The sequence below is a fragment of the Synechococcus sp. M16.1 genome, assembly GCF_014279895.1.
Lineage (GTDB): Bacteria > Cyanobacteriota > Cyanobacteriia > PCC-6307 > Cyanobiaceae > Parasynechococcus.
Window position 1 is genome coordinate 1,704,564 of sequence record NZ_CP047954.1, and the last position, 23,031, is coordinate 1,727,594.

General features: G+C 56.9%; 20 protein-coding genes. 13 read left to right on the top strand and 7 right to left on the bottom strand.

The genetic code is table 11. The features are described from left to right. Window positions 1-464 precede the first annotated feature (464 nt). The 3 genes from SynM161_RS09840 to SynM161_RS09850 are packed head-to-tail and all read left to right on the top strand — an operon-like array spanning window position 465 to window position 4,611. On the top strand, window positions 465-1,640 hold the full coding sequence (locus SynM161_RS09840; RefSeq protein ID WP_255441774.1) for a polysaccharide biosynthesis/export family protein: 1,176 nt from the start codon (window positions 465-467) through the stop codon (window positions 1,638-1,640). Continuing rightward, entirely contained in the window at window positions 1,640-3,274 is a 1,635-nt protein-coding gene (locus tag SynM161_RS09845) for a Wzz/FepE/Etk N-terminal domain-containing protein (protein ID WP_186541149.1), read from the top strand. Before SynM161_RS09840 ends, SynM161_RS09845 begins: the two co-directional genes overlap by 1 nt. Beyond that, on the top strand, window positions 3,238-4,611 hold the full coding sequence (locus tag SynM161_RS09850) for a hypothetical protein (protein ID WP_186541150.1): 1,374 nt from the start codon (window positions 3,238-3,240) through the stop codon (window positions 4,609-4,611). The genes SynM161_RS09845 and SynM161_RS09850 overlap by 37 nt, the downstream gene beginning before the upstream one ends. A 444-nt stretch (window positions 4,612-5,055) precedes the next feature. Here SynM161_RS09850 and SynM161_RS09855 read toward each other — a convergent pair whose 3' ends face one another. Continuing rightward, window positions 5,056-6,306: a rhamnan synthesis F family protein gene (locus tag SynM161_RS09855; protein ID WP_186541151.1), complete on the bottom strand. Its 1,251-nt coding sequence runs from the start codon at window positions 6,304-6,306 to the stop codon at window positions 5,056-5,058. Beyond that, the gene (locus SynM161_RS09860) at window positions 6,299-6,775 is read right to left on the bottom strand and encodes a hypothetical protein (protein ID WP_186541153.1); all 477 of its coding nucleotides are present in this window, start codon (window positions 6,773-6,775) and stop codon (window positions 6,299-6,301) included. Before SynM161_RS09860 ends, SynM161_RS09855 begins: the two co-directional genes overlap by 8 nt. 224 nt (window positions 6,776-6,999) lie before the next feature. Between SynM161_RS09860 and SynM161_RS09865 the strand changes: the two genes are divergently transcribed. The 5 genes from SynM161_RS09865 to SynM161_RS09885 are packed head-to-tail and all read left to right on the top strand — an operon-like array spanning window position 7,000 to window position 14,849. Next, on the top strand, window positions 7,000-9,705 hold the full coding sequence (locus SynM161_RS09865; protein ID WP_186541155.1) for a glycosyltransferase: 2,706 nt from the start codon (window positions 7,000-7,002) through the stop codon (window positions 9,703-9,705). An 18-nt stretch (window positions 9,706-9,723) separates the two neighbouring features. After that, the gene (locus SynM161_RS09870) at window positions 9,724-12,537 is read left to right on the top strand and encodes a peptidase domain-containing ABC transporter (RefSeq protein ID WP_186541157.1); all 2,814 of its coding nucleotides are present in this window, start codon (window positions 9,724-9,726) and stop codon (window positions 12,535-12,537) included. After that, entirely contained in the window at window positions 12,537-13,808 is a 1,272-nt protein-coding gene (locus SynM161_RS09875) for an HlyD family efflux transporter periplasmic adaptor subunit (RefSeq protein ID WP_186541159.1), read from the top strand. Before SynM161_RS09870 ends, SynM161_RS09875 begins: the two co-directional genes overlap by 1 nt. Beyond that, window positions 13,805-14,086 (top strand): hypothetical protein, encoded by a 282-nt coding sequence (locus SynM161_RS09880; protein WP_186541161.1) that lies wholly within the window; start codon window positions 13,805-13,807, stop codon window positions 14,084-14,086. The genes SynM161_RS09875 and SynM161_RS09880 overlap by 4 nt, the downstream gene beginning before the upstream one ends. After that, window positions 14,079-14,849, top strand: coding sequence for a peptidylprolyl isomerase (locus SynM161_RS09885; RefSeq protein WP_186541163.1), 771 nt, complete (start codon window positions 14,079-14,081; stop codon window positions 14,847-14,849). Before SynM161_RS09880 ends, SynM161_RS09885 begins: the two co-directional genes overlap by 8 nt. Here the strand turns inward: SynM161_RS09885 and SynM161_RS09890 are convergent. Continuing rightward, window positions 14,832-15,869 carry a hypothetical protein gene (locus SynM161_RS09890; RefSeq protein ID WP_186541168.1) on the bottom strand — a complete coding sequence of 346 codons (1,038 nt, stop codon included), beginning with the start codon at window positions 15,867-15,869 and terminating at the stop codon, window positions 14,832-14,834. The genes SynM161_RS09885 and SynM161_RS09890 overlap by 18 nt on opposite strands. Window positions 15,870-15,930: 61 nt before the next feature. Between SynM161_RS09890 and SynM161_RS09895 the strand changes: the two genes are divergently transcribed. Further along, the gene (locus SynM161_RS09895; RefSeq protein ID WP_186541169.1) at window positions 15,931-17,130 is read left to right on the top strand and encodes a glycosyltransferase; all 1,200 of its coding nucleotides are present in this window, start codon (window positions 15,931-15,933) and stop codon (window positions 17,128-17,130) included. Here the strand turns inward: SynM161_RS09895 and SynM161_RS09900 are convergent. Further along, entirely contained in the window at window positions 17,118-18,278 is a 1,161-nt protein-coding gene (locus tag SynM161_RS09900) for a hypothetical protein (protein WP_186541170.1), read from the bottom strand. The genes SynM161_RS09895 and SynM161_RS09900 overlap by 13 nt on opposite strands. 118 nt (window positions 18,279-18,396) lie before the next feature. On the opposite strand from SynM161_RS09900, the gene SynM161_RS09905 reads away from it, so the two are divergent. Together SynM161_RS09905 and purB are read left to right on the top strand one after the other, a co-directional pair. Continuing rightward, window positions 18,397-18,966 carry a hypothetical protein gene (locus SynM161_RS09905; RefSeq protein ID WP_186541172.1) on the top strand — a complete coding sequence of 190 codons (570 nt, stop codon included), beginning with the start codon at window positions 18,397-18,399 and terminating at the stop codon, window positions 18,964-18,966. A gap of 118 nt (window positions 18,967-19,084) precedes the next feature. Then, on the top strand, window positions 19,085-20,380 hold the full coding sequence (gene purB, locus SynM161_RS09910; protein WP_186541174.1) for an adenylosuccinate lyase: 1,296 nt from the start codon (window positions 19,085-19,087) through the stop codon (window positions 20,378-20,380). On the opposite strand, the gene SynM161_RS09915 is transcribed toward purB, so the two are convergent. Further along, window positions 20,338-21,054, bottom strand: a complete 717-nt coding sequence (locus tag SynM161_RS09915) for an SDR family oxidoreductase (protein ID WP_186541175.1) — start codon at window positions 21,052-21,054, stop codon at window positions 20,338-20,340. The genes purB and SynM161_RS09915 overlap by 43 nt on opposite strands. A gap of 83 nt (window positions 21,055-21,137) precedes the next feature. Here SynM161_RS09915 and SynM161_RS09920 point away from each other — a divergent pair, with 83 nt between their 5' ends. Then, window positions 21,138-21,353: a Nif11-like leader peptide family natural product precursor gene (locus tag SynM161_RS09920; protein WP_115081034.1), complete on the top strand. Its 216-nt coding sequence runs from the start codon at window positions 21,138-21,140 to the stop codon at window positions 21,351-21,353. Between the two features lie 118 nt (window positions 21,354-21,471). After that, complete coding sequence (locus tag SynM161_RS12145; protein ID WP_255441776.1) at window positions 21,472-21,606, top strand: hypothetical protein; 135 nt, start codon at window positions 21,472-21,474, stop codon at window positions 21,604-21,606. A gap of 10 nt (window positions 21,607-21,616) precedes the next feature. Here the strand turns inward: SynM161_RS12145 and SynM161_RS09925 are convergent, their stop codons facing one another. Both SynM161_RS09925 and SynM161_RS09930 read right to left on the bottom strand, forming a co-directional pair. Further along, window positions 21,617-22,120: a DUF2808 domain-containing protein gene (locus SynM161_RS09925; RefSeq protein ID WP_370593056.1), complete on the bottom strand. Its 504-nt coding sequence runs from the start codon at window positions 22,118-22,120 to the stop codon at window positions 21,617-21,619. A gap of 104 nt (window positions 22,121-22,224) precedes the next feature. Next, the gene (locus SynM161_RS09930) at window positions 22,225-22,740 is read right to left on the bottom strand and encodes a hypothetical protein (protein ID WP_186541186.1); all 516 of its coding nucleotides are present in this window, start codon (window positions 22,738-22,740) and stop codon (window positions 22,225-22,227) included. Between the last annotated feature and the right edge of the window lie 291 nt (window positions 22,741-23,031).

Sequence of the window (23,031 nt, forward strand, 5' to 3'; positions counted from 1 at the left end):
TAAGCAATATCATTTCTAAAACTAAAACAGAAAGCGTTTATTAGTCAATACTTTTTAATTAAGTTATAGCAATTAGTTATTTGTTGATAAATGCTTTTTGATTATATTAGAGATGTTTTTAATATAGGGTATCAAGAAATAGGGGCACACCTCAACAGAATCAATACAGAGATGGAAAATCCTCTTCAGAAGAGGACGTTGGTTTTTATCAATGGCTGGCTTTGAAAGTATTATAAAATGTAGATGTCAAAAGTCCTGTTAACGCCTAAAAAGATGCGGTAAGATTTGCTTTTTCTCCGAAGGAAGAAATAAAAGAATGATATATCAAGCTAAAATTGAGGATTTCGGGAAAATGAGAAGACTGGTTCCATGTTGATCTTATGAGACAGGTCAGAGTCCGTCCCAAGGTGTGTTTTCAAGCCTGTGATAACAAATATAATTGTTCGAGCTCTGTTCCTTTAGAATTGAAAGCTAAGAGGATTTTCATTGGTGCATTGCTTGCTTTTGCAGGAATCATTTATTCACCTTGTGCTAAAAGTGAAGAAAACAAGAGTTTATTTACCAATCAGTTAATACCAAAACGAGTTGAAGCAAATTTCAATAATGAATATATTCTTGGTTCTGGTGATATTTTAGAAATCGAACTTGTTGATATCCCAGATCTGAGTGGTCAATTTTTTATTGGTCCGGACGGAACAATATATCTACCCCGACTACGTGCTCTGAATGTAGAGGGTATGACTGTTGATGAACTTCAGTCACTCCTTACTATCAAGTATAAAGAATATTTAATCGATCCGCAGGTTTATGTCAGGCCTGTCGCCTATAGGCCAATTCGTGTTTACGTAGGAGGTGAAGTTAAGCGTCCAGGCTATTACACTCTCTCCGGCAATCAAAGTCTTACCTTAAGCAATAATCAGCAACTTAATCAGATTATTAATGATCCAAAAGTACCATACTCAGGGGCTTCTCCTCAAACATTCAATCAACCTCAGCTTAATATCACCAGGTCCACATTTTCTGTTTTTCCCACTATTTTTGATGCCATCCAGAATGCACAAGGAATTACTCCATATTCTAAGCTTTCTGAAGTACAAGTAACAAGAAGGAAGCCCCAAAGTAAAGGTGGTGGGCGTATACGCACTGAGCTCAATTTCCTTTCCCTGATAACAGAGGGAGACGAATCTCAAAACATTCGTCTCTTCGACGGAGATGTTGTTAATGTTGGTAAAAGCCAAAAAGTTTTGCTAGATCAATTAATTAAGGCAGGTAAGTCAAACCTTACTCCTGAGTTCATGCAGGTATATGTAACTGGCCGAGTCAAAGAACCTGGACCAGTCATCTTGCCTCAAGGGTCAAGTTTAGTACACGCAGTGGATCTTGCTGGTGGAACCCAGGTACTGCACGGAAAGGTTGAATTCATCAGATTTACGCGTGCAAGTGAAATGGATCGACGGATCTTCGGTCTGAATAGCGATACTCCTTCAGGTGATTACCGAAACCCAGTTCTGATGGCAGGTGATGTGATTCGAATTCGTGAAACTCCTTTGACAAAATCTGTCGCTGTAATCAATGAACTAACTACCCCAGTACTAGGTGTGTATTCGCTCTATTCAATCTTTGAAGACTTCAGCAACTAATGACAAGTAAACTATCTACCAACTTGGTTCAGCCACAGATTTCTCCAGTAGGGGATGAAATCGATCTCCGACAGTTTGCTAGTGCCCTGGGGCGCCAAAAAAAACTGATCGCCCTTATAGCCGGTGGGTCTGTCTTATTAAGTGGTTGGTACGCCTCCACCCTCCAACAGGTTTGGCAAGGTCAATTTCAGATCGTTCTCGAAGAGCAAAATTCTCCTAAGAGCGGGCTAGGACAACTCGTCGCTGGCAAACCAGGACTAGCCAACATAGCTGGGTTACGTATCGGAGGGGGAAATCAATTGATGACAGAAGTAAAAATCCTTGAAAGCCCCTCGGTGCTCAAACCCACCTATGACTTCGTTAAGGCAAGCAAGGCAAAAGCCGGTGAGAACACAAGCAGCTTGTCTTTCCGTGACTGGCGCGACGCCAACCTAAAGATTGAACTACTCCAAGGCACATCAGTTCTCAACATTATTTATCGAGATACTGACCAAAAATTAATTCTCCCTGTGGTCAGAAAAATCTCAAGTGATTATCAACTTTACTCCGGTCGGGATCGATCAAAGTCAATCACTAATAGCCTTGCCTTCATCAGAGAACAGGTTGAACGGTTTCGGAAACGTGCAGCAGAATCAAGCCGCGCTTTGGATTCTTTCTCCATAACTTATGGTATCTCCACTAGTGGAGAATCAGTAAGTAGTTCTGGTATTGATGCTTCAAATCTGGTAAGTTATAATTCAAGCTCAAGATTAAGAACCTCAACTAGTCAATCCAACACACAAAGCTTTCAGGGAAATGCTCTTGGACAACTCGCAGCAATCAATCAGGAACTTATACGCAGACAACAACGATTCACCAGCCGTGATCCAGGGGTGCTGGCCCTGATACGCGAGCGAGACGCTCTGCGTCGGTATATCGAAGTTACTGCCGGGGGAAGCCTGACATTGCCAGGCCTGCAACCAGCGACCAAAGAGCAAGCCCAAGAGGTCATCCTGCAATTTAAGGAACTCAATCGCACTGCAAAAAGAGACGCCGCCACCCTTGACGAGCTGGAATCCTCTCTCCTGGCCCTACAACTCGAGCAGGCCCGCCAAACCGAACCCTGGGAGCTTATCTCAGATCCCACCCTGCTCGATCGGCCTGTGGCTCCCAGGAAGAAACGCATCGTCACCCTTGGATTGTTGGTAGGTCTAGTGCTCGGCTGTGGTGCTGGGTTAATACGTGATCGCCGGAGTGGCCTTGTGTTCAGCGACAACGAGTTGCGTTCATCGTTGCCGGGCCCAATGCTGGATCGCCTAAAACTTCATCAACCCGACACCTGGCCATTGTCCTTCGCTCTGTTGGCACAAGGTCCTCTCAATCAGGCAAAGAGCGTCGGCTTAATTCCCGTTGGCGTAATCGATAACAATAGATTGAATGACCTTGCCAAAGCTCTCCAAATGGCTTTAGGCCAAAAAACTCTAGTGATCAGCAAAGAGCTCGTTCAAACTCGAAGCTGCGACTCACAAATACTGCTGGTACAAGCAGGCAACTGCAGCCGTTCAGAATTAGCCCAAATCAAACAAAGCTTGACCCTTCAGGGCACACCCGTAGTCGGGTGGCTGCTGATAGATTCCACAACGGAGGCTTTGTGAAACTGCGATGGCATTTGCCACTGGCCTTCAGTCTCGCTCTTCTGGATATTAGCCAGATCGCAAAGAGTGATGAATGGATCCCAGTCAAACAACAAACACCCACCTCACAAAGAGACGATGATTCAGGACCTTACCGCTGGGTTCAAGTAGAGGCCCCTACAAAAACAAAAACCTCCACACCAATCCGATGGCAAGAGCTAAAAGCTGAACCCAACAATGGACTAAAGAAAGCGGTGATTTGGTCACCCGTTGAACCCAGCCTATCTACTGATATTGAGCGAAAAATCGAAGAAGAGGCCCCAATCCAGAATCCGGCCAATGCAGCAATTAAAATTCAACCCCCTGTGATGCCAAGTGGCACCACCTTTGCAAATGAGAAGAGTATTTGGCGTGATGATAACTGGCATCCTCAGATTTCTGGGACTGTACCTATTGGATTTGGACCCAAAGGGTTAATGATCAGTGGCTCGTTATGGGCAATCGATTGCATTACAGGTGCTGGCTACTGCAAGAATACAAGTGGGTTGGATGAATATCGAGACCAATTTGAAAAAATAGGCGAGGCACAATACAATCTTTCAATTGGCATTGGTGATACAGAAAAAATTGCTGGAATTACTGTCACCTCCCGTTTTGAAGAGACAAGCCTCCAAATTGGCGAGAGAAACACTGAAGAGGAAAAAAATATCTTTAGCAACTTCTACATCGGCACACATATTAGTCGCAATTTTGGTTCTGATACAGCATTTAAAATAGGTATAGACAATTGGCTCGATTTTCGTGAGTGCGGTACGTGTGGCTTCGCCAAAAGCGCTTATGGAGTCATTAGCCAGCGTTTTCGCTTAAAAGATGATCAAAATAGCATCTTCCCTAATGCATATTTAACATTCGGCGTGGGGAACGGGCAGTTTAGACCTTTGGATGAATTGGTTCTTGATGGCATCCGCAAACAACGCAATGCAGGCTGCGCAACCCCTGGCTTTACGCCAAACAAACCATGCAGCCCTGAGGCACTGACACGAGCCTCTCTGCGTGCGAGAAGCTATGGACAAATCAACCCAATTGGGGCCGTCGCACTCGAGACATTCCCAGGCTTGAACTTAATTGGCGAATGGAGTGGTAGAAACCTGAATGCAGGATTTAGTGTTCGCCCATTCGAAGAATTGGGCTTAATATTAACAGGTATGTGGGAAAATATTCTCCCTAACTGCGACTATGGCTGCACAGTTTCTGTATCAGGGGTCCCCGATGGAATCGACCTAAAGACAAGCCTTCCACAGGCCTTAACACAACGGCCACGCTTTTCTTTCCAAGCCGCACTGGAATTAAAATTCTAGCAATAAATCTCACCTAACTAATTATGCCTAGCCCCGAAGAAAATCACAAAAAACCTTGTCCGGACAAATCAAACCTCAAATCACTTCAGAAAGATCTCGCCAAAACCAATGAAATCTACAAATTGCAAGAAAGCAAATTTGAACACCTCCGAATACAAGCAAAACAAATAGAGCAAAACAGCCAGAACAACCCAAAACCAAAGAAAGAGTCAGCCCCAATCACATTCAAAAAATTAAAGCACGATCAATCACCAATCAGTAGCGTAAACAAGTGACAAATCAAAAAAACATCGAAATCATCAAAGAAGAGCTTGACCATTTCATCCGCCTCAGTCATGCCCAAGCCGAGCAACTCAAACAGTACGCCGAATTACAGAAGCGTAGTCATACGCTAATTAACACCCTGCTTCAGCGTTTAAATGAAACGGGGTCGACTGACTCGGCTTAAGGCATACATGCGCTCCAATCAACTTTGAACTCGGTGAATCGCTCGAAATCAAATAGAAGTTCACGACGCCATAACCTTGGCATCCCATCAACAATATCCACATCGGGTTGTTCAGCAAGACGCCGCAACTGCAGCTGAAGAGACGCAAAATCACGCCATAAATTATTGGAAGAAACCGTAATCCAATCGACATCAGCACATGCCACAAGCTGCAGAAGAGCCTGATCACTCATAACAGAACATTCACAGACCTGAACAGAAAGAAGTCCATCTTCAATATCTTTCTTGAATTCTTTTAGCATCTGAGCCCGTTTCTTGGTCTCAGTTGTATGAACGGTGATGCAGCACCTCAGCTTGGGATGATGGTGCTGTTTAACCCAGCCAATACGCTCAGCCAAAACATCATATTCGCAACTGCGCAGCAAGATGGCGACAGAGATTGATTCCTGCCAAAGGCGTCGATGGGGTGAAGCTTGCCACATTTGCTCCCAAACCTCAGGGAACTCACGAGCAACAACCGCACAAGTTCGAGCAAGGCCATCTTGATTCGCCTCATCTTCCTTGAAAGCACGGGTTTTAATCACTGGCATCTTCTCCAGCAAAGAACAGATCGGATAGGCCGTTGAATTGCCCATCATCTCTCCATTCCGTGGATCGAACATCTCAGCTGCCGGAAGCAAAGCTTTCCAGGAGAAACCCAGACTCTTGATAAGCCGTGAAAACCCCAATTCATAGGCCTGAATCACATCATGGCGACTCGACTGCGGCACCACAGAAGCAAAGAAATCTCGAACAGCAGGATTAAGGATGACCTCAGACTGAATCAACAAGAAATAACTTTGCAAGTGCGGCGAATACAAATAAGATTCGGTCAATCCCCAAACAGGAGTCGCTAGATCAATCATCTTCAGGACAACAGCCCCAAAATCAAAAAACGGTCCAATCACACTGTCATTGCACAACAACACATGAGAGGCAGAGGCCAACCAACCCCGAGAATCAGCCTCAGCCAACCCCAAGCGATAGGAGCCAAAATCATAGGCACGATGCCGTCTTGCTAGAAAAAAAGTACATTCATCATTTGCAAATTCAGCCGGTGCAGATAGATCATCTTGATCAGCCACCAGAATAAGAAAATCGCTAACGGAGCGCACAGCCCGAATCCAACGCAGGGTGACCGGGGACCATTCCCCACCATGGGCATAGCCCGCCATCACCGTGACCAGCCGATGATGCGGTTCAGTCATCAATGTTCTGCTCCCAATGCTCGAGCTGCTGGGCATACAGCTCAAGCATCAAATGATTGGTGAACAACGTGCGATCCCAAGGGAATTCATTCGGTACCGGCATTTTCAATGCTGTTTTTTCCAACACTCTTTGCAACCAAGATTCATCCAAATCCTTGCTCTCAAGCAACGCCTCGATCAAGAGAGCCTTCACGCGATCTATCTGATTGCGATCAAACGCATGAGCCACGTCCGTTGCCAATATTTCACCAGTCTCAATCTTTTTTTCAAGCCTCTTGAGCGCCGTCTCGGCGATCTCCCGCATCACCGGATTGGAGTGATGCAGCAACGCTCGCCAACGCTGTTCCGCCCGCTCCCATTCGCCGAGGACCATCCAGATCCGCGCCTGCACATCCTCAAACAGTGCCAACCACTGTTGGTGCCGCAAACAGCAATCGATCAACGCTTGCGCCACATCAACAGCGCCCACCTTCTGCAAACAGCGCAGCTCCGCGTAGATCTCTCGCGGGCCCACCTCACCATCACCCGTGCCGATGCATTGCGGCGTCCAGGCGAAACGATCACAGATCAGCAGCGCTTCGGCCCTCAACGCCAAAGCACGTTCCTTCGCTGTGGTTGCCGAATCAGCCATCGACGAAATTGTGCTTCAGTTGATCAATTGCTGGCAAGCTGCATGAAACGCTGATCCCTGTCATGGCGCAAGATCAGCGCCCAACCACCTTGGACGACACGCCCGAATCCCTTGAGATCGCCAGGGGCTTAATCCGCCAAAGGCGGTGGTTGGATGCTGATGAACTTCTCCAAACAGCACTGCAGCACAGCCCCGGCAGTGTGGCTCTGCGCGCTGAATACGCTCAAGTCCAGCTGCGCTTTGGCAACCCCAACGGCGCTCTTCAGTTGCTGACGCCTTGCATCAACCAAGGCATCAGCAGCATCGCCATAAACGGTTTGGTCTGGCGCGCTCAGGTGCGCGCCGCCCAAACCTCTGAGCAGGCAGCGCAGCTCGTTGGCAAAGCCTTGAGCGCGGGCGAGCCACTGCCGAACTTCCTTATCGAAGAATGGCGAATGATCGCCCAGGGCCTGCTGCAAGCCGGCTGGCAACACGAGGCGGAGGCCTGGCTGCAGGCCCTTGGAACAAGGGCTGAAGAGCTCAAGCTCACATCAATCTGGCTGGAACAGAGAGGAGCCAAGGCCTCCAGCGCAGAGCTGAATCTCGATCACCTCAGCGCACAGATGGTGCTGCATCCAGCCAAAGAGCTGCAACGCAAGGCTCAAGCCTTCAACGAAGAGATCTGCCAAGCGTGGCTTGAAGCACTGCCGCCCCGGTTGGCGCTGCGCCCAGGCCCCAGGCTCCGCTGGCTGCTCTGCGCCAACGACAACCTGTCGCAATGCTGGCTCTACCGCGTGGAACAGAAGCGCCAGCAACTGCTCCAGCTGGGATGTCAGGCCACCGTCCTCACTTTCAACGAGCTCCAAACCGTCGCCTCCATCCCGTCGCTGCTGCACGACATGGATGGCCTGCTGATCCATCGGTTACCCGCCAGTGGGCCGCTGTTTGGCCTGATCGCTGAGGCGCGCCGGCAGGGCATTCCCGTGCTGCTTGATCTCGATGACCTGCTCTTCGATCCAGAGCATTGCCCACCGCCGCTAGCCAACTACGGCGGCAGCGTGCCGCCCGAATGGCACCGCAAGGTGACCGCCACCCTTCCTCAACTCCAAGCCAGCTTGAGGGCCGCCGATCAGCTGTTGTTCAGCACCAGCACACTGCGTGACCGCTGGGCCGCAATCCAACACCAGCAGGGCCATCCGGCACAGCCCATCCAGATCTGGCCCAATTTGATCCCCATTGAGCTGCTGCAGGCCCAACGAAAGCCGCGGCTGCGCTGGTTACGCCAACGCAGCGGTCGGCTGCGCCTGCTGGTGGCCAGTGCCAGCACCCCTCACACCCTGGTCTGGCACCAACAATTGGCACCAGCCTTGGCCCAGCTGATGAGGCAACACCCCCGGCTGCGTCTAGATCTGCTGGGCAGCCTGCAGTTGCCGTTGGTGCTGGAGCCGTTTCAAAGCCGCATCCGCTGCCGCGGCCACTGCCCCTTCCCGGACTACTTGCGACGATTGCGGGAGGGCGACATCGGCCTGATGGTGCTGGAGCCCGGCCCCTTCACCGACGCCAAGAGCCCCAACCGCTGGATGGAATGCAGCCTGATGGGCCTGGCCACGGTGCTCAGCCCCATCCGCAGCTGCACAGAGCTGCTTCGCGATGGGAAGCACACCCTGTTCGCCAACAGCCAGCAAGCCTGGGTAGATCAAATCAACCAATTGATCAAGCAGCCCCAACAGCGCCTGGATCTGGCGCGGCGGGCCCAGCAGCATGCCCTGGAGCATCTCGGCGCCGATCAGGCCGCAACATGCTGGGCGCCGCTGCTGCAACGGGATCACCCGCGCCCCCAGCAACGGGTGGCCTTGATCGTCGATGCCGACAGCCCCAATGCGATTCAGGGCGAAGCTCGCCTGGCCAATGCCCTGGCCCAGACGCTGCGACAAGACCCCAAGAGACGGGTCGACTGGCGACAACACGGCTGGGACACACCAGCGGACTGTCTACATATCACCGGCACCGGGGCCCAGGCCCAAGCCGCCGTGGACCGAGCCATCGAGAGACAGATTCCCTATGTGCTGCACCTCCACGACGGCAGCTGGCTCAAAGCGGAGCAACAAACGCGGCTGCAACGGGCCGCCTGCTGCACCGCCAGCAGCCACCAGCTGCATCAGGCCAGCCGTGCAAGGGGCCTCACCAACGTGACCGTGATCGCATGGCCATGGCAGGCCTTCCCCAGCCAAAAGCGCCCAAAACAAGACGGTCCACTCCGGGCCCTTGTGCCGCACCACCGCGGCCATGAAAGCGGGCTTCTGGCTCTGAAGGCAGCGATCCAGCAATTGCCCCCACAGGCGTTGGAGTTCACCGTGCTCGACGACGCGCCAGCACCGGTCCAACCATGCCATCAACGCTGGGGGGACTGTGATGTGCACTGGTGCAGCCCGCTGACCAGAACTGATCTAGCGGAGCTGCTGGCCAGCCATCAGGTGTGGATTGAACCCACCCTTAGCGGGGGCGATGACCTTGCGCTGGCCAAGGAGGTGCTCAGCGCAGGGCTGTGGCTACTGGCCAGCGACGCCAGTGCTACGGCCGAACTGCTGAACAACGGCCCGTTCGGAACAAAGCTCCAATGCGAACGGCGCTCGGAATGGCCCCTGCAGCTGCTGCGGATGCAGGGGCACGACCATCCACCAGCCCCGCTGCTCCAGTTCCGGGCCACCCAGCCGAACCTCACTGACGTTCTCGAAAGCCTGCACAAGCGGCTTGGGATCTGGGCTGATCAAAGAAAGCCGGTACTCTGAGCACCGCAACAGAAGGTGATGACGGCCCACCTGGCACCGCCCCAAGACTGGAACGCGCTCCTGCCAGCGGACGTCACGACGCGCAGCCTTGCCCCTGGCGAGACCCTGCTCGCCCCAGGAGATCAACCCAAGCAGATTTGGCTGATCCGCAGCGGCTCGGTGCGCAGCCTTGCGGCCCTACCCCCGCAACATCAGTGGCGCACGGTGGAGCGCCACGGCGAAGACTGTTTCGTGGGCTGGTTGGGATGGCTGCACGGCCGGCCGGTTGAGCATCTACGCGCGGCCGAAGCCAGCAAGGTGATCGAACTGAGCCTCCAGCAATTCGAACAGCTCTGGCACAGCCAACCAGCCCTTCGCCACTGGTGCGCCAACCAGACGCCGACGGCGGAGGCGCTGCATCTGCTGCTCCAGCTCAGCCACAGCAACCCAGCCCGAAGCCACCAGCTCGATGACTGGCGCAACCTCCAACCCTCCCTGCGATGGGCCATTGATGCAACTCCCGAGAGCCGGCCCGGGGGGCAGTGGCATTGGATCAACGGCGCCGTGTGGCCCGAACGCCCCAGTGATCCAGCACAGCAGCAACGGCTGATCTGGCTGCCCGATCCCGACGACGACGCCATCCAACTGGGCCTACGCGAGCTTGGCCCATCTCCACGGGAGCAGCACAATGCAGGTCCCCTGCGCCTCAAACGGGCCAGTGGCCCGCGGGACATTCCTCTCGCCATCTGCCAAAGCCTTGCATCGTTCTACGGCGTTCCTGCCAACCGCGACAACCTGCTCGATGAAATCGATGCCCTGCTGCAGCGTCAACGCCAGCTCAACCTGATCAACATTGGCCAGCTGCTCAGCGGCCTGGACCTTTCGGTTTCGATGGTTGAGCTGCCGATCCAGCAACTCAGCCGCGTCCCCTGTCCGGCGGTGTTCATCCACCAAGGTCACATCACCCTGCTGGAAGGCATTAGCGAAGACGGCCAGCTGCGCTTGCTCGACCCGGAACTCGGACCACTCACGCTGAACGCCGATGTGATCCAGCCTGAGCAGGACGACCGTTTACCGATCCTGCTGCTGCGCCGCCGGCCCGACAGCAAAGAGCAACGCTTTAGTTGGGCCTGGTACGGCCCCTTCCTGCGCCCCCACCGCCGCGAATTGATCGAAGTGCTGGTCAGCTCCGGTGTGGTGAACGTGCTGGCCCTGGTCACCCCGTTGGGGATCATGCGATTGATCAACGCCCGCACCGGCGGCAGTGATTCGCTCGATGCCGTGATCAGCATCGGCGTGATCCTGATCGGCGCCAGCGTGGTGGCCGCCATCGCCTCAGCTCTGCGCAGCCTGATCTTCACCGGCGTGGCCAACCGCGTGGACATGGACACCCGAGAAACAATTCTCGATCGGTTGGTTCGGCTTCCCCAGGGCTTCTTCGATGCCCGGCCCGTGGGCCGCATCACCTACTACTTCAACCAGCTCGATCGCCTGCGCGATTTCTTGATCGGCCGGGCCCTCACCACCCTGGTGGACTTCAGCTTCAGCTTGCTCTACCTGGTGGTGCTGTTCAGCCTTAACCCGCTGCTCACCCTGGTCACCCTGAGCACGCTGCCGCTGTTCATCGTGCTGGCCCTGATCGCCAACCCGATCGTGGAACACCAAATCGAACGGGTGGTGCAGGAGGGCGTTAACACCAACAGCTATCTCACAGAAGCGATCACCGGCATCCAAACGATCAAGTCCCAGAACGCCGAGTTGAAGACCCGCTGGGATTTCCAAGACCGCTACAGCCGTTTCATCGGAGAGGACTTCAAGCTCAAGGTGAGCGGAGAAACCGTGGGGGCCTTGGCCAAATTCCTCGGCGACCTCACCGGCATCGCGACGATGGTGGTGGGGGTCTGGCTGGTGTCCCGCAACGATCTGACGATCGGGGCCCTGTTCGCCTTCCGAATCATTGGCGATCGCGTCACGGGTCCTTTGGTGCAATTGGTGCAGACCTGGCAGCAGTTCAAGATCCAGTCCCGCAATCTCACCCTGGCGGCGGACGTGGTCGACCGACCCACCGAGCAGTCCGAGCGCGAAGCGGAGAACATCCCCATGCCGCCGCTCACAGGCGAGGTGGCGATCGAAAAGGTCGACTTCCGCTATCAGGAGCGGGGAGCGATGACCCTTCACAACGTGTCGCTGAACGTGCCCGCTGGCACCTTTGTGGGACTAGTGGGCGGCTCAGGATCGGGCAAATCCACCCTGTTGAAACTGCTGCCCCGCTTCTACGCCCCGGAATCTGGCCGCATCAAAATCGATGGGCTGGACATCAGCAAGGTGGAGCTCTATTCCCTCCGCCGCCAAATCGGTGTGGTGCCCCAGGACTCCCTGCTCTTTGACGGCACCATCAAGGAAAACCTGCTGATGGTGAAGCCCGATGCCACCACTGAAGAGCTGATGCGCGCGGCCAGGATCGCCTGCGCCCACGACTTCATCATGGAGATGCCCCAGGGCTACAACTCTCCGGTGGGCGAGCGCGGTGCTGGCCTCTCTGGTGGCCAACGCCAACGCATGGCCCTGGCTCGGGCGGTGCTGCAGAACCCACGGATGCTGATCCTCGATGAGGCCACCAGTGCCCTCGATGCCACCACGGAACGGCAGGTTTGCCTCAACCTGTTTGAGGCCTTCCGCGGGCGCACCGTGTTCTTCATCACCCACCGGCTCTCCACGGTGCGGCCCGCCGATCTGATCGTGCTGATGGACCAGGGAGTGGTGATGGAAACTGGCGACCACGACACCCTGATGCAGCGTCAGGGCTGGTATTCCGCCCTGGTGCAAAGCCAGGCCATGGAGGGACTGAACTGATGCCCCCAAGCGACAACAGCTCCTGGAGCTTCAACCAACCGGTGCTGCTGAAGAAGAACCGTCGCACCTCTTCGGTGTTGGTCTGGACCCTGGCGGGCGGCACCGCATTCGGCACAGCTTGGGCCTTCCTGGCCCCCCTTCCCCAGACCGTGGCCGTTCAAGGCAAGCTCCAACCCGCTAGTGGCGTCCAAGCGATTGAAGCCTCCGTGCCCGGTGTGGTGGATGATGTGGCCGTGGTGGAGGGCCAGCGGGTGGCCCGCGGCGATCTGCTGCTGCGCTTCGATGCCCGCGATGCTGAAACCCGGCTGAACTCAGCCCAGCGCAACCGCGACCGGCTGCAGAACCAGGTGACGATCAACCGCGTGGTGCTGGGCGAACAACCCGAATCCAGCCTCAGCGCTAACCAAAAGGCCCTGCTCAAGAGCCAACGCCAAGACAACGACGGCAACTTGCAAGCCGAAAGCGCTGCCATCCGCCGCAGCAAGGTGAGCATCGCTGGTTTGCGCCAATCGCTGAGCACCGCCGAAATGGTCGCCGACCGCTATCAGGCCCTGCAGCGCGAGGGCGCGAGCAGCGAACTGCAAGTGGTGGCGGCACTGGCGAAAGTAACCGAGTTCCGCACAAGCCTCGATGCCGAAGAAGAGGAACTGATTCGGCTTCAGTCACGACGGGACGCGGACCAAGGCGGCCGTGAAGCCCGCCTGCGCAAAGAAATTGAGGCCAACCTCAACCGCATCGCCAGCCTCGACACCGAGATCCGCAAAGCCGAAGTGCTGCTCTCCCGGATCAGTGTTCAGGCGCCCATCTCCGGCCTTGTGTTCGATCTCAACGTCAGCCGCGGCGATGTGGTGACTGGCGGCAAAGGCGTCAAGCCCATGCTTCAGATCATTCCTGAAGACGATCTTCAGGCCAAGATCTACATCCCCAATGAGGCGATTGGCTTCATCCGCAAGGGTCAGCGGGCCGACATTTCCTTGGCGGCCTTCAACGCCAGTGATTACGGCTATCTGCCAGCAACCGTGCAGCGGATCGGCTCCGATGCCCTCACCCCCAAGGAACAACAGCGGGAGCTGGGGCAAGACGCCAAGGGCTTGTATTTCCCCGCCACCCTGAAACTTGATAGCCAAGCGCTGATGGTGGGGCAACGGTCGGTGCCGCTGCAGCCAGGAATGAGCCTGACGGCGGATCTGCACCTGCGCACCCGGCGCTTTATTTCAGCGATCACCGACATGTTTGATGACAAGCAACGCAGCCTTCAACGCCTGCCGTGATCGACCGCCGCGACCCCCATCCGCTCTGGCGACACCTGCCCCCGGAACGCCGCAGCCAACGCGCTCGGCTTCAGCTCAAGGCTTGGCGCTGGTGGGCCTGGTTGCACCAGCGGCGCCAACGCATTGGCGTTGCCATTGGCCTCTACGTTCTGATCTGGCTGATTCCGCTGCTGCTGCAACAGCCCCTCATCACCAGCTTTGCCCTGCTGCCTCTGGTGCTGGTGCCCCCGGTGGGTTGGCTGATCTACTGGCTGGTCTGGCAGGAGTTCCATGGCTGAGATTGAACTGCATCCCGGCACGCCCTACTGCGATGTCGCCACCCTCAACCGCATCGCACGCCAGCAGGGCCTCTGCCTGGCGATCGCCCAGGCCTCCATTTACGACGAAATTTGCCAGGCCGTATCGCTTCCCGAGGAAGACGTCACGGCGTTAACGCGCGCGTACTTGGAGCGCCAGGAGCTGGACCCCGACGACGGGGAGGCCTGCGCTGCCCTGCTGCGCGCCAAAGGATGGACCCAGGAGGATCTGCACTACTTCGCCAGCAAAGGAGAACGCCTTACCCGTTTTCAACAGCGCGTGTTCAACGATGAGGTGGAGCAGCATTTCCTCAGCCGCAAGCTGGCCCACGACCAGGTCACCTATTCGCTGATCCGGGTCCGGGATGGAGACCTGGCTTTTGAGTTGCACCAACGCCTGCTGGAGGGCGAAGCCGACTTCGCCACCCTGGCCAGCCGCTACTCGGAAGGAGCAGAACGCACCTCAGGCGGCCAATGCGGGCCGGTGCCTTTTGATCAAGCCCACGAGACCGTGGTGGAGAAGCTGCGCGGATGCCAGGAGGGCGAATTGCTGGAACCGTTCTTCTTGGTGGACATCTGGCTGATCCTGCGCCTGGACCTCTGGGAGGGTGCGCGCCTGGATACGGCCATGCGCGAAACCCTCTTGGAGGAATTGTTCGAGCAATGGCTGCAGCGACGGGTGAACCAATTGCTTGCTGGGCAGCCCCCCGAACCGCTGCCGCTGCACTTATTGGAGCGTCTCTAACTCCCGCTCTAGCCAGGTCGGCAGCGACGCGGTGTCTTTCACAGTGACGGCGCCAGCGGGATAAAACAAAAGCATCGCGATCAGCGATTCCGGGGATTCGGGTGCTGAGAAGGCAGCGCAGATTCGCTGGTCCTGATCGTCAACCAACTCCTGCCCGAAATTGGCCGTGATCAAACTGCGGGTCACCAGACCGACGGGCGTGTCGTACAAGCCCTGGGCTTGGGTTGGTTCGATGTCTAACCAGAGCTGGGCCACGATGCAACGGAGACCGCTGAGTTCCTCCAGCACATCCTGATCCTCAGCGTCCAAGCTGTAGCGGTTAATCAAGCTGGTCATCCGGCTGAGAGCCGCTTCATCACGGAATAGGGCCATCGCCTCCTCCCCGCGTCGGCTGGCCAGCGGTTGCAAGCTCGCGATTGAGTCCGTGGGGCTCTCACTGGCGGCTTCCAGCAAGGCCACCGGCTCCTGCAACGGCAGATCTGGCTCGCAATGGGCGGCGTAATCCGGCAGCAACCAATCCGGCAGAACATCAAGCGGCGAGGACACGCATCGCTGCCGCGGCCGGGTGTAGGGCATCAAGGCCAGGAGCAGATTGCAATGCCGCGGCTTTTGCTTGGGGTCGTCCAGCTGCTGCTGGAGCTGATAGCACCAGGCCTTTTCGTCACGCGCCAGCTCTTGATGAACCAGGGGCCCCTCAAGCTGCAGCCGCTGCAGGGCTCCGATCGCGCTGCAGTACAGCAGCTCCAGCTGATCCGAGGGGGCCGACAACCAGAACACCGAGAGACAGTGCCGGGCTTGCCGGGCCGCCTGCAACGTGGCGGATGTGGGGTTCACCGCGGCTTCGCGCAGAATCGCCTCCAGGCGCGCCACAGACCAAGGACGAGCAGCACCGCTGGGATCAATCCCCGCCAAAGCGGGCAGCTCCACGTGTCCTGTCGGACCCGACAGCAGATCTAGAGCCGGGGCTGACACTTGGCTTGGCGGCGCAAGCGTCTGCAGCAGCCAGCGACGCAACCCCATGATGGATTGAATGACGTGCCGGAAGGTTATCGGCACCTATCGCAGCCCGACGCACGCTCCCATGCATCTGCTGCTGATTCATCAGAACTTTCCTGGTCAATTCCGCGACCTGGCTCCTGCCTGGTTGGCCCGGGGGCACCGGGTCACCGCTTTGGGCTCAGCCTCGGCTCCCGAAGATGACCCGCGCTGGGACGGTCTCACTTATGTGCGCTACAGGCTGGATGGCATCGAGGAGCCGTCGGTGGAGGAGCGGGGCCACGCCGTAGCCGAAGCCTGCCGGCAGCTGCAGCAACAAGGATTGGTCCCCAATCTCGTCATGGTGCACACCGCCTGGGGGGAATCGCAGCAGTTGCGTGAGGTGTTTCCAACAACCCCGCTGGTGGTGTTCCCCGAGTTGTGGGGGCATGCCGAAGCTCTGGGCTTTGGCATCGATCAGCAGCTCACAGGCCAAAGCGCCGAAGACAGCTGGTTCGAGCAAGAAAACCAACTGGCGGCGACGGCCATCGATGAAAGCGATGCTGCGATCGTGGCCTGCGAGGCCCAACGTCAGAGCTTCCCGCTGCCCTGGCGAGATCAACTCACGGTGTTGCCAGAAGGCTTGGAGCAGAGCAAATACGGAGCTGCCCCCTCCGCCGAGCTGCGCTGGAACAACCACATATTTGCGGCCGGTCAGCCCCTGGTCACCTTGGTCTCCCGAAATCTGGAACCGCTGCGCGGCCTACGCCAAGCGCTGCTGGCCTGGCCCGCCATCGCTGCTGCCGTTCCGGACGCACAACTGCTGCTGGTGGGAGATCGCGGCCAGGGCTACGGCATGGAAGCGCCACCCGCTGGCGACGACCACCTCAGCGCCGCCTTGAAAACGTTGCCGAAGGGAGTCGACCACCAGCGCATCCATTGGCTGGGATCATTAGATCACTCGATCATGGTACGGCTGCTGCAGGTCAGCGCCTGTCATCTCGCCCTCAGTTACCCCTACACCCTGTCCTGGAGCGTCCTGGAGGCGATGGCTTGCGGCGCTGCATTGGTCAGCAACCATGGCAGCCCGATCGCCCGTGAGCTGATCGATGGACACAACGGCCTGCTGGTTCCCTTCAACGACCATCACGCCCTGGCACAAGCCGTAATTGAGCTGTTGAACCATCCTGCGCGGCGAGCCCAGATCGGGACCGCCGCCCTCCACACCATCGAACAACGCTTTTCCTTACCCAAGAGCCTTGAAGGCTTTGAAGAACTCTTTCAGCAGCTGAATCAAAACGGCTGAGAATCGCGCCAGTCATCAACCGCCGTCAGCAGCTGAGCCATCAACCCCGACCAATCGCCATGGCGCGGCTGCCGAAACAGCCGCATCGAGGGATAAAGCGGTGTTGTTGGTGATGAACGTTGCCAGCGGGAAGCGGCGGCCCAAGGCAATAACAGCCAAGTGGGATGGCCAATCACCCCACCGAGATGGGCAGCGGCGGTGTCCACCGACAGGAGCAAATCACATTCCTGCATCATCAAGGCCTGATCAAGAAAATCAGCATCGCGGGCCAAATCAAAGCCCGGTTGCAGCATCACCAGCTCCAAGCCGCGGCTCTGAAGGGCAGCACAGAGCTCCTGACGCTGCGGCTCAGGGATGCTCTTACGGCGGAATTCCAAAGCCAACGAGGGATCCTCGAGATAGCGGCCCGACTCCCAGACCAGAGCCACCCGGGGGCGCCCGGATGCACGCGGGCGCTGCGGCAACCGCAAGACCTCGGGAGTCCACCAGGTCTTGGCCTGAAGCAGCGACGGCAGGCTGAGCAAGGACCCGTGGCAAAGCCCCGTCCAATCTCGTTCGTCACGAATGCAGACGTTGAGATTGCCCTCCAGCCAAGACAAACCCTGTTGAAACAACCGCTGCAGAGGAGGGCGCACCGCCAGGGTCAAGCTCAGATCAGGCCTGCAAACCCCTGGCAGCCAACGCAGCGCTTGGAGGCTGTCGCCAAAGCCCTGTTCATCCCAAAGGGTCAGCGCAGTGGCTTCGGGCCAGCCCTGGAAATGGGGCAGTGGCGGACTCTCGGTAGACATGGTGTTCTCCGTCCAACGCTGCTCGGCCAACGCCCAGGCGTTCAGCCAATCCCCCTGCCCCAGAAGAGCACGGGCCTGGCTGTGCTGCCGGCATGCGCGCCTGTAAGCCAACTCAGCCTGTTCAAACCAGCCCACATCGAGACAGAGATGCCCAAGCAGCGTCCAGGCGCGGGAATCGACCTCGTGTTCAGGCCACAGCTCAGCGCGCACGGTCCAGCGGGCCCAGCTCAAGGCCTCGGCAACCTGATCGTTCAGCCGAAGACGGTTGGCAAGCTCCACCCAAAATAGGGGTTGTTCAGGATCCGCTGACACAACCTGCCGCGCCTCGTGTATGGCCTGCTGCCTTGACAGATCCGACATCTCACAGCTCCCTCATCAGATGGCAGCACGGCTCGATGCATCGAGTAAAAGCTTTTTTAGCCGTAGACGGGAAAAGAAGTAGAATATTTCCGTCTCACCGTGTTCTTAGGCCTCTTCCATGGCAACTCTCGGTACTGATTCCATTGATGTAGTACTGCCTGCTGGCGTGTCATCAAGTGACGTTGCTGTAACAACAGGCCCCGACGGCAGCAGCGATGTTGTCCTCTCAAATCCCGTGTCTGGCCTTGAAATCAAGGCAACGTCAGGCACCACCGATATTTCAGGATCGCAGCTGTCGAAGAGCACCGTTACCGGAAGCACCACTAAGGGTGTTGCTGTGACTGTCAACATTTCCGATACGGTCGCCAAAAAGCTCACTGTCGATTTCAGTGCATCCAAGAAAGCCGCGGATTCCGTCAGCTTTAGTGGAGCGACTACCGTCAAGAAGGGCACCATTGACCTTGGCAAGGGCAATGACAGCATCACCTTCGGAAGCAACGTCAAATTCAAAGGCACAACTACTATTGACCTTGGCAAAGGCGGGAAAGACGTAGTTGTCATTGAAGCAAACAAATTGAAGAAAGGTAAGCTTGAAATTACAAACTTCGGCAAGAAAGACAAATTAAAAATCGGTGACGACACCTTCAAGAAGGGTGACGACATGCCCAACTACATTAAGTTGGATTGAGATTTTCTGACTCATTTCAGTAGTCTTTCTCGATTTCATCAAACCCCTCCTCTGAGGGGTTTTTTTATGCGACCGGGTCACCTCATAGATTTGTTGGGTTGTTCAACCGAGCGCGCCGGTGATTGAGCGTTACACCCTTCCTGAGATGGGAGCCGTCTGGAGTGAGCAGGCCAAATTCCAAAGCTGGCTGGATGTTGAGATCGCTGCCACCGAAGCCAACTGCAGGCTCGGCCGCGTGCCCCAAGAGGCCCTCGACACCATCAAAGCCAAAGCCAGCTTCGAGGTGGAGCGCATCCTCGAAATCGAAGCCGAAGTGCGCCACGACGTGATCGCCTTCCTCACCAACGTGAATGAGCACGTGGGTGATGCAGGGCGTCACATCCATGTGGGCATGACCAGCAGCGACGTGCTGGACACGGGCGTGGCCCTGCAGCTGAAACGTTCCGTGGCCCTGCTGCGCACCGAACTCGATGCCCTGGCCGATGCCCTGCGCGAACTGGCCCGAGCCCATAAGGGCACCGAAATGATCGGCCGCTCCCATGCCATCCACGGCGAACCGATCACCTTCGGCTTCAAGGTGGCCGGCTGGTTAGCGGAAACCGAACGCAACCGCATCCGGCTGGAACGGCTTGAGCAGGATGTAGCCGTGGGCCAGGTGAGCGGCGCCATGGGCACCTATGCCAACACCGATCCCCAGGTTGAAGCCATCGCCTGCGAGATCCTCGGGCTGACTCCCGACACCGCCAGCACCCAGGTCATCTCCCGCGATCGCCATGCCGACTACGTGCAGACCCTCGCCCTGGTGGGCGCCTCCCTGGAGCGCTTCTCCACCGAGATTCGCAACCTTCAACGCACCGACGTGCTGGAAGTGGAGGAGAACTTCGCCAAGGGCCAGAAGGGCAGCTCCGCCATGCCCCACAAACGCAACCCGATCCGCAGTGAGCGGATCAGCGGTCTGGCCCGGGTGCTGCGCAGCTACACCATTGCTGCTCTTGAGAACGTGGCCCTCTGGCACGAGCGCGACATCAGCCACAGCTCCACGGAGCGAATGATGCTTCCCGATTGCTCAGTGACCCTGCACTTCATGCTGCGGGAAATGACCAGCGTCGTGAAGGGTCTTGGGATCTACCCCGAGAACATGCGCCGCAACATGAATGTGTATGGCGGCGTGGTGTTCAGCCAACGGGTGCTACTCGCTCTGGTCGGAACAGGCATGAGCCGAGAGGAGGCTTACCGGGTCGTTCAACGCAACGCCCACACAGCCTGGAACACCGCCGGCGGCGACTTCCGCGCCAACCTTGAATCGGATGGTGACGTCACCAGCCGCCTCTCCGCGGCGGAGCTAGCGGACTGCTTCAGCACCGCATTGCATCAGGAGAATCTGGGCGTGATCTGGGAGCGGCTGGGCATCTGATCCAAGCACTGCCCCAGCGGCTGCTGGGGCTGAGCAGGGGAGCTGGTGATTTCCAAGATGCGACCGCAGGCCTGTGGCTGCTCCAGAGCATCCAGGCACACCTGTGCCACAAGGCGGCGAGGAATGCTGTTGCTTTGTTGTTGATCGGCGTTGGTCACCAGCACTCCCTCCGTGGTGCTGCGGCTGTCGTCCTCACTCAGGCCTCCAGGCCGGATCACGGTCCAATCCAGACCACTCCGCTCCAGGCAGCGCTCCCCCACCCGCTTCCAAACCAGGATCAGGCCGAACAGATTGAGGGGATGCAGCCAACGGCCAGCGCAGAGGGAGCTCACCAGCAGCACCCGCTTCAGCCCCAGAGAGCGGCAGGCCTGCACCTGCGCCTGCACCCCCCAGGCGTCCACCTGCAAGGGACCGGCCAGGTTGATCGAAGGGCGAGCACCCGTGGCGATCACCAGTTCCGTGCAGCCCTGCAGCGCATGGAGCAACGCTTCCGCCGAGTCCAGCTCCAGGCGACGCACCTCGAGGCGCCCCTCCTGCTCGGCCTGGGCCAGGGCAGAGGGCAGCACGGAAGCAGGCCGAACAATGGCTCGGACCGATCGACCACGCTTGAGCGCCTCCTCCACCACGCGCCATCCGGTTTTGCCGGAGGCGCCAGACACCGCTAGTTGCGTCATCCCATCAGACCTGACCTGCGCACCAGTCAACAGGCAAAGGGAAACACCAGACCGGGCAGAATCGACACGACATCCCCAACCGCATGAGCACGGACCAACTCCGGCAATTTTTTGCTCACATCTCCAGAGATCCTTCGCTCAGGGAGCAAGTTCTGCAGGCCGTGAGCGCCGATGCTGCGGCCCTTATTGCCCAAGAACTGGGTTATGAAGTCTCCGGCGATGAACTGCTGCGGTTCTCCGGCAAGAGTTCCTCCGGCGTCAGCGTCACCAAGATTCAGCACCCCGGGGAATATCACTGAAAGGACTGGAGCACGACGTTCGGATCTGTCGTGACGCCCTCAACGTATGAGGGCTCGCAAACAAGACTGGAATTTGCCCTCCAGCTGAGCCAGAACCGAAGGGCTTGCATTCCTTCTGATGGCACGCCTTCTTCAGCTTTTGCAAGGGTCCAGCAACAACGCCGATCTGGCGGCATGGACGGCCGTGATCTTTGCCTCGATCACCGCACTGGTGATCTGGGGACTCCTCAATGCCTACCCAAACTTGCTCTAGGAATCAAGAACTAACGGTACGGATCCTGCTGATAAACATTCAGACGCAAGGTGGGTCCGAGATAACGGACGGGGTCCTTACCATCCGCCAGGAGCTCTGTTGACCATTGATAAATACTGGACTGAGGATTAAAGCCACGGAACACAACATTCACGGTGTGCCCCGGCTCAATCGCTGGATTGAATTCGATGCTCAAATCCTCTTCAGGGCCTGAGACAACAGCCCTGGCCAATCCTCTTGCTCCTTTGCCGCGAAGGGAATAATCGCCGAGATAAACCCGAGGCTCCAGGCGACCCCAATCCCACTGATCAAGATTGGGCAACTGCCGCAAAACAATCGCGCCCAAGGCATTGCCAGCATCCTCAGGAACCACAACCGAAATCGTGGTGCGATTGCGCAAGCCTTCAGTTGATTCAGGGTTGTGAATCATCACCCGGGTTGGGGGACGATCAAACAACGATTGCGCGAACGATGAGGGCACCTGTAGCCACATCAATGGGCCCCACAAAAGCATCGCAATCCACCGGTGCTTCACCCGGTTGTTCCAACGAATCAATCAACCCTAGCCCGATCAAACAAAACAACATCTCAGGCGGAAGCTCCATCCTTCGATGGGAATCAGCAATGCCTGGCCAGCAAGGATTCGACCATGCCGGACTGGCTCTGCAGCGCATAGGCCTCCACTTCACGCTGGCGCTGCAGCGGCCCGAGCGACTGGGTCACCGTGAGCACGTGGGCAGCCGTTGAACGGTCGAGATGATGCGCCAAAAACCGATCTACCTGCGTGGGGCTGAAACCACCCTGCGCCTGCAGCATCAAGCTGATCGTGGAAGACGACGGCGTCTCCAAACCATCCAGACAATCTTGAACGACGTGGATGGCCTCATGGGTCAGAACATCCAACTGAAGCCCTGGTTGATCGCGCAGCCCCTGCGACAAACAGAGACGGTTCACGCCCATGTTGTAAGCAGCACGCTCGAGCCCGGGGCCGCACCGCTCGAGCCGATCGATCACAACACCAAGCTGCTCAAGCCGATCAATCAACCGATCCGTGCGCGCCGAAAGCGAAGTCGCTCGAGCAGGGGTTGCCCAGGCCGCCAGCAAGGCAAAAGCGAGAAACAGACGAATCAGCAAAGGCGAGACGCATCAGACGCAAGCTGAGCCTACGCTTGTGCGCGGTTCCGCCATCGGACTTTCAACAGTTTCAAGAGTGCTGTGCCGTTCAAACTGCGTCTGAGCGCATCGGAATGGCGGTTTGCCCTGACGTCATTTGCAGCAAAGGTGGGTTTGTTCTGGTTATCCGAATTGGTGATCTGCCAATGGGATCAGGAACGCTGGGTTTGCAATGTTGTGGGAAAGGTTTTGTCCCCTGCCTGATCACATTCGCACTAATGGATCTTCTGGTGATCCCACAGATCAGGCGCT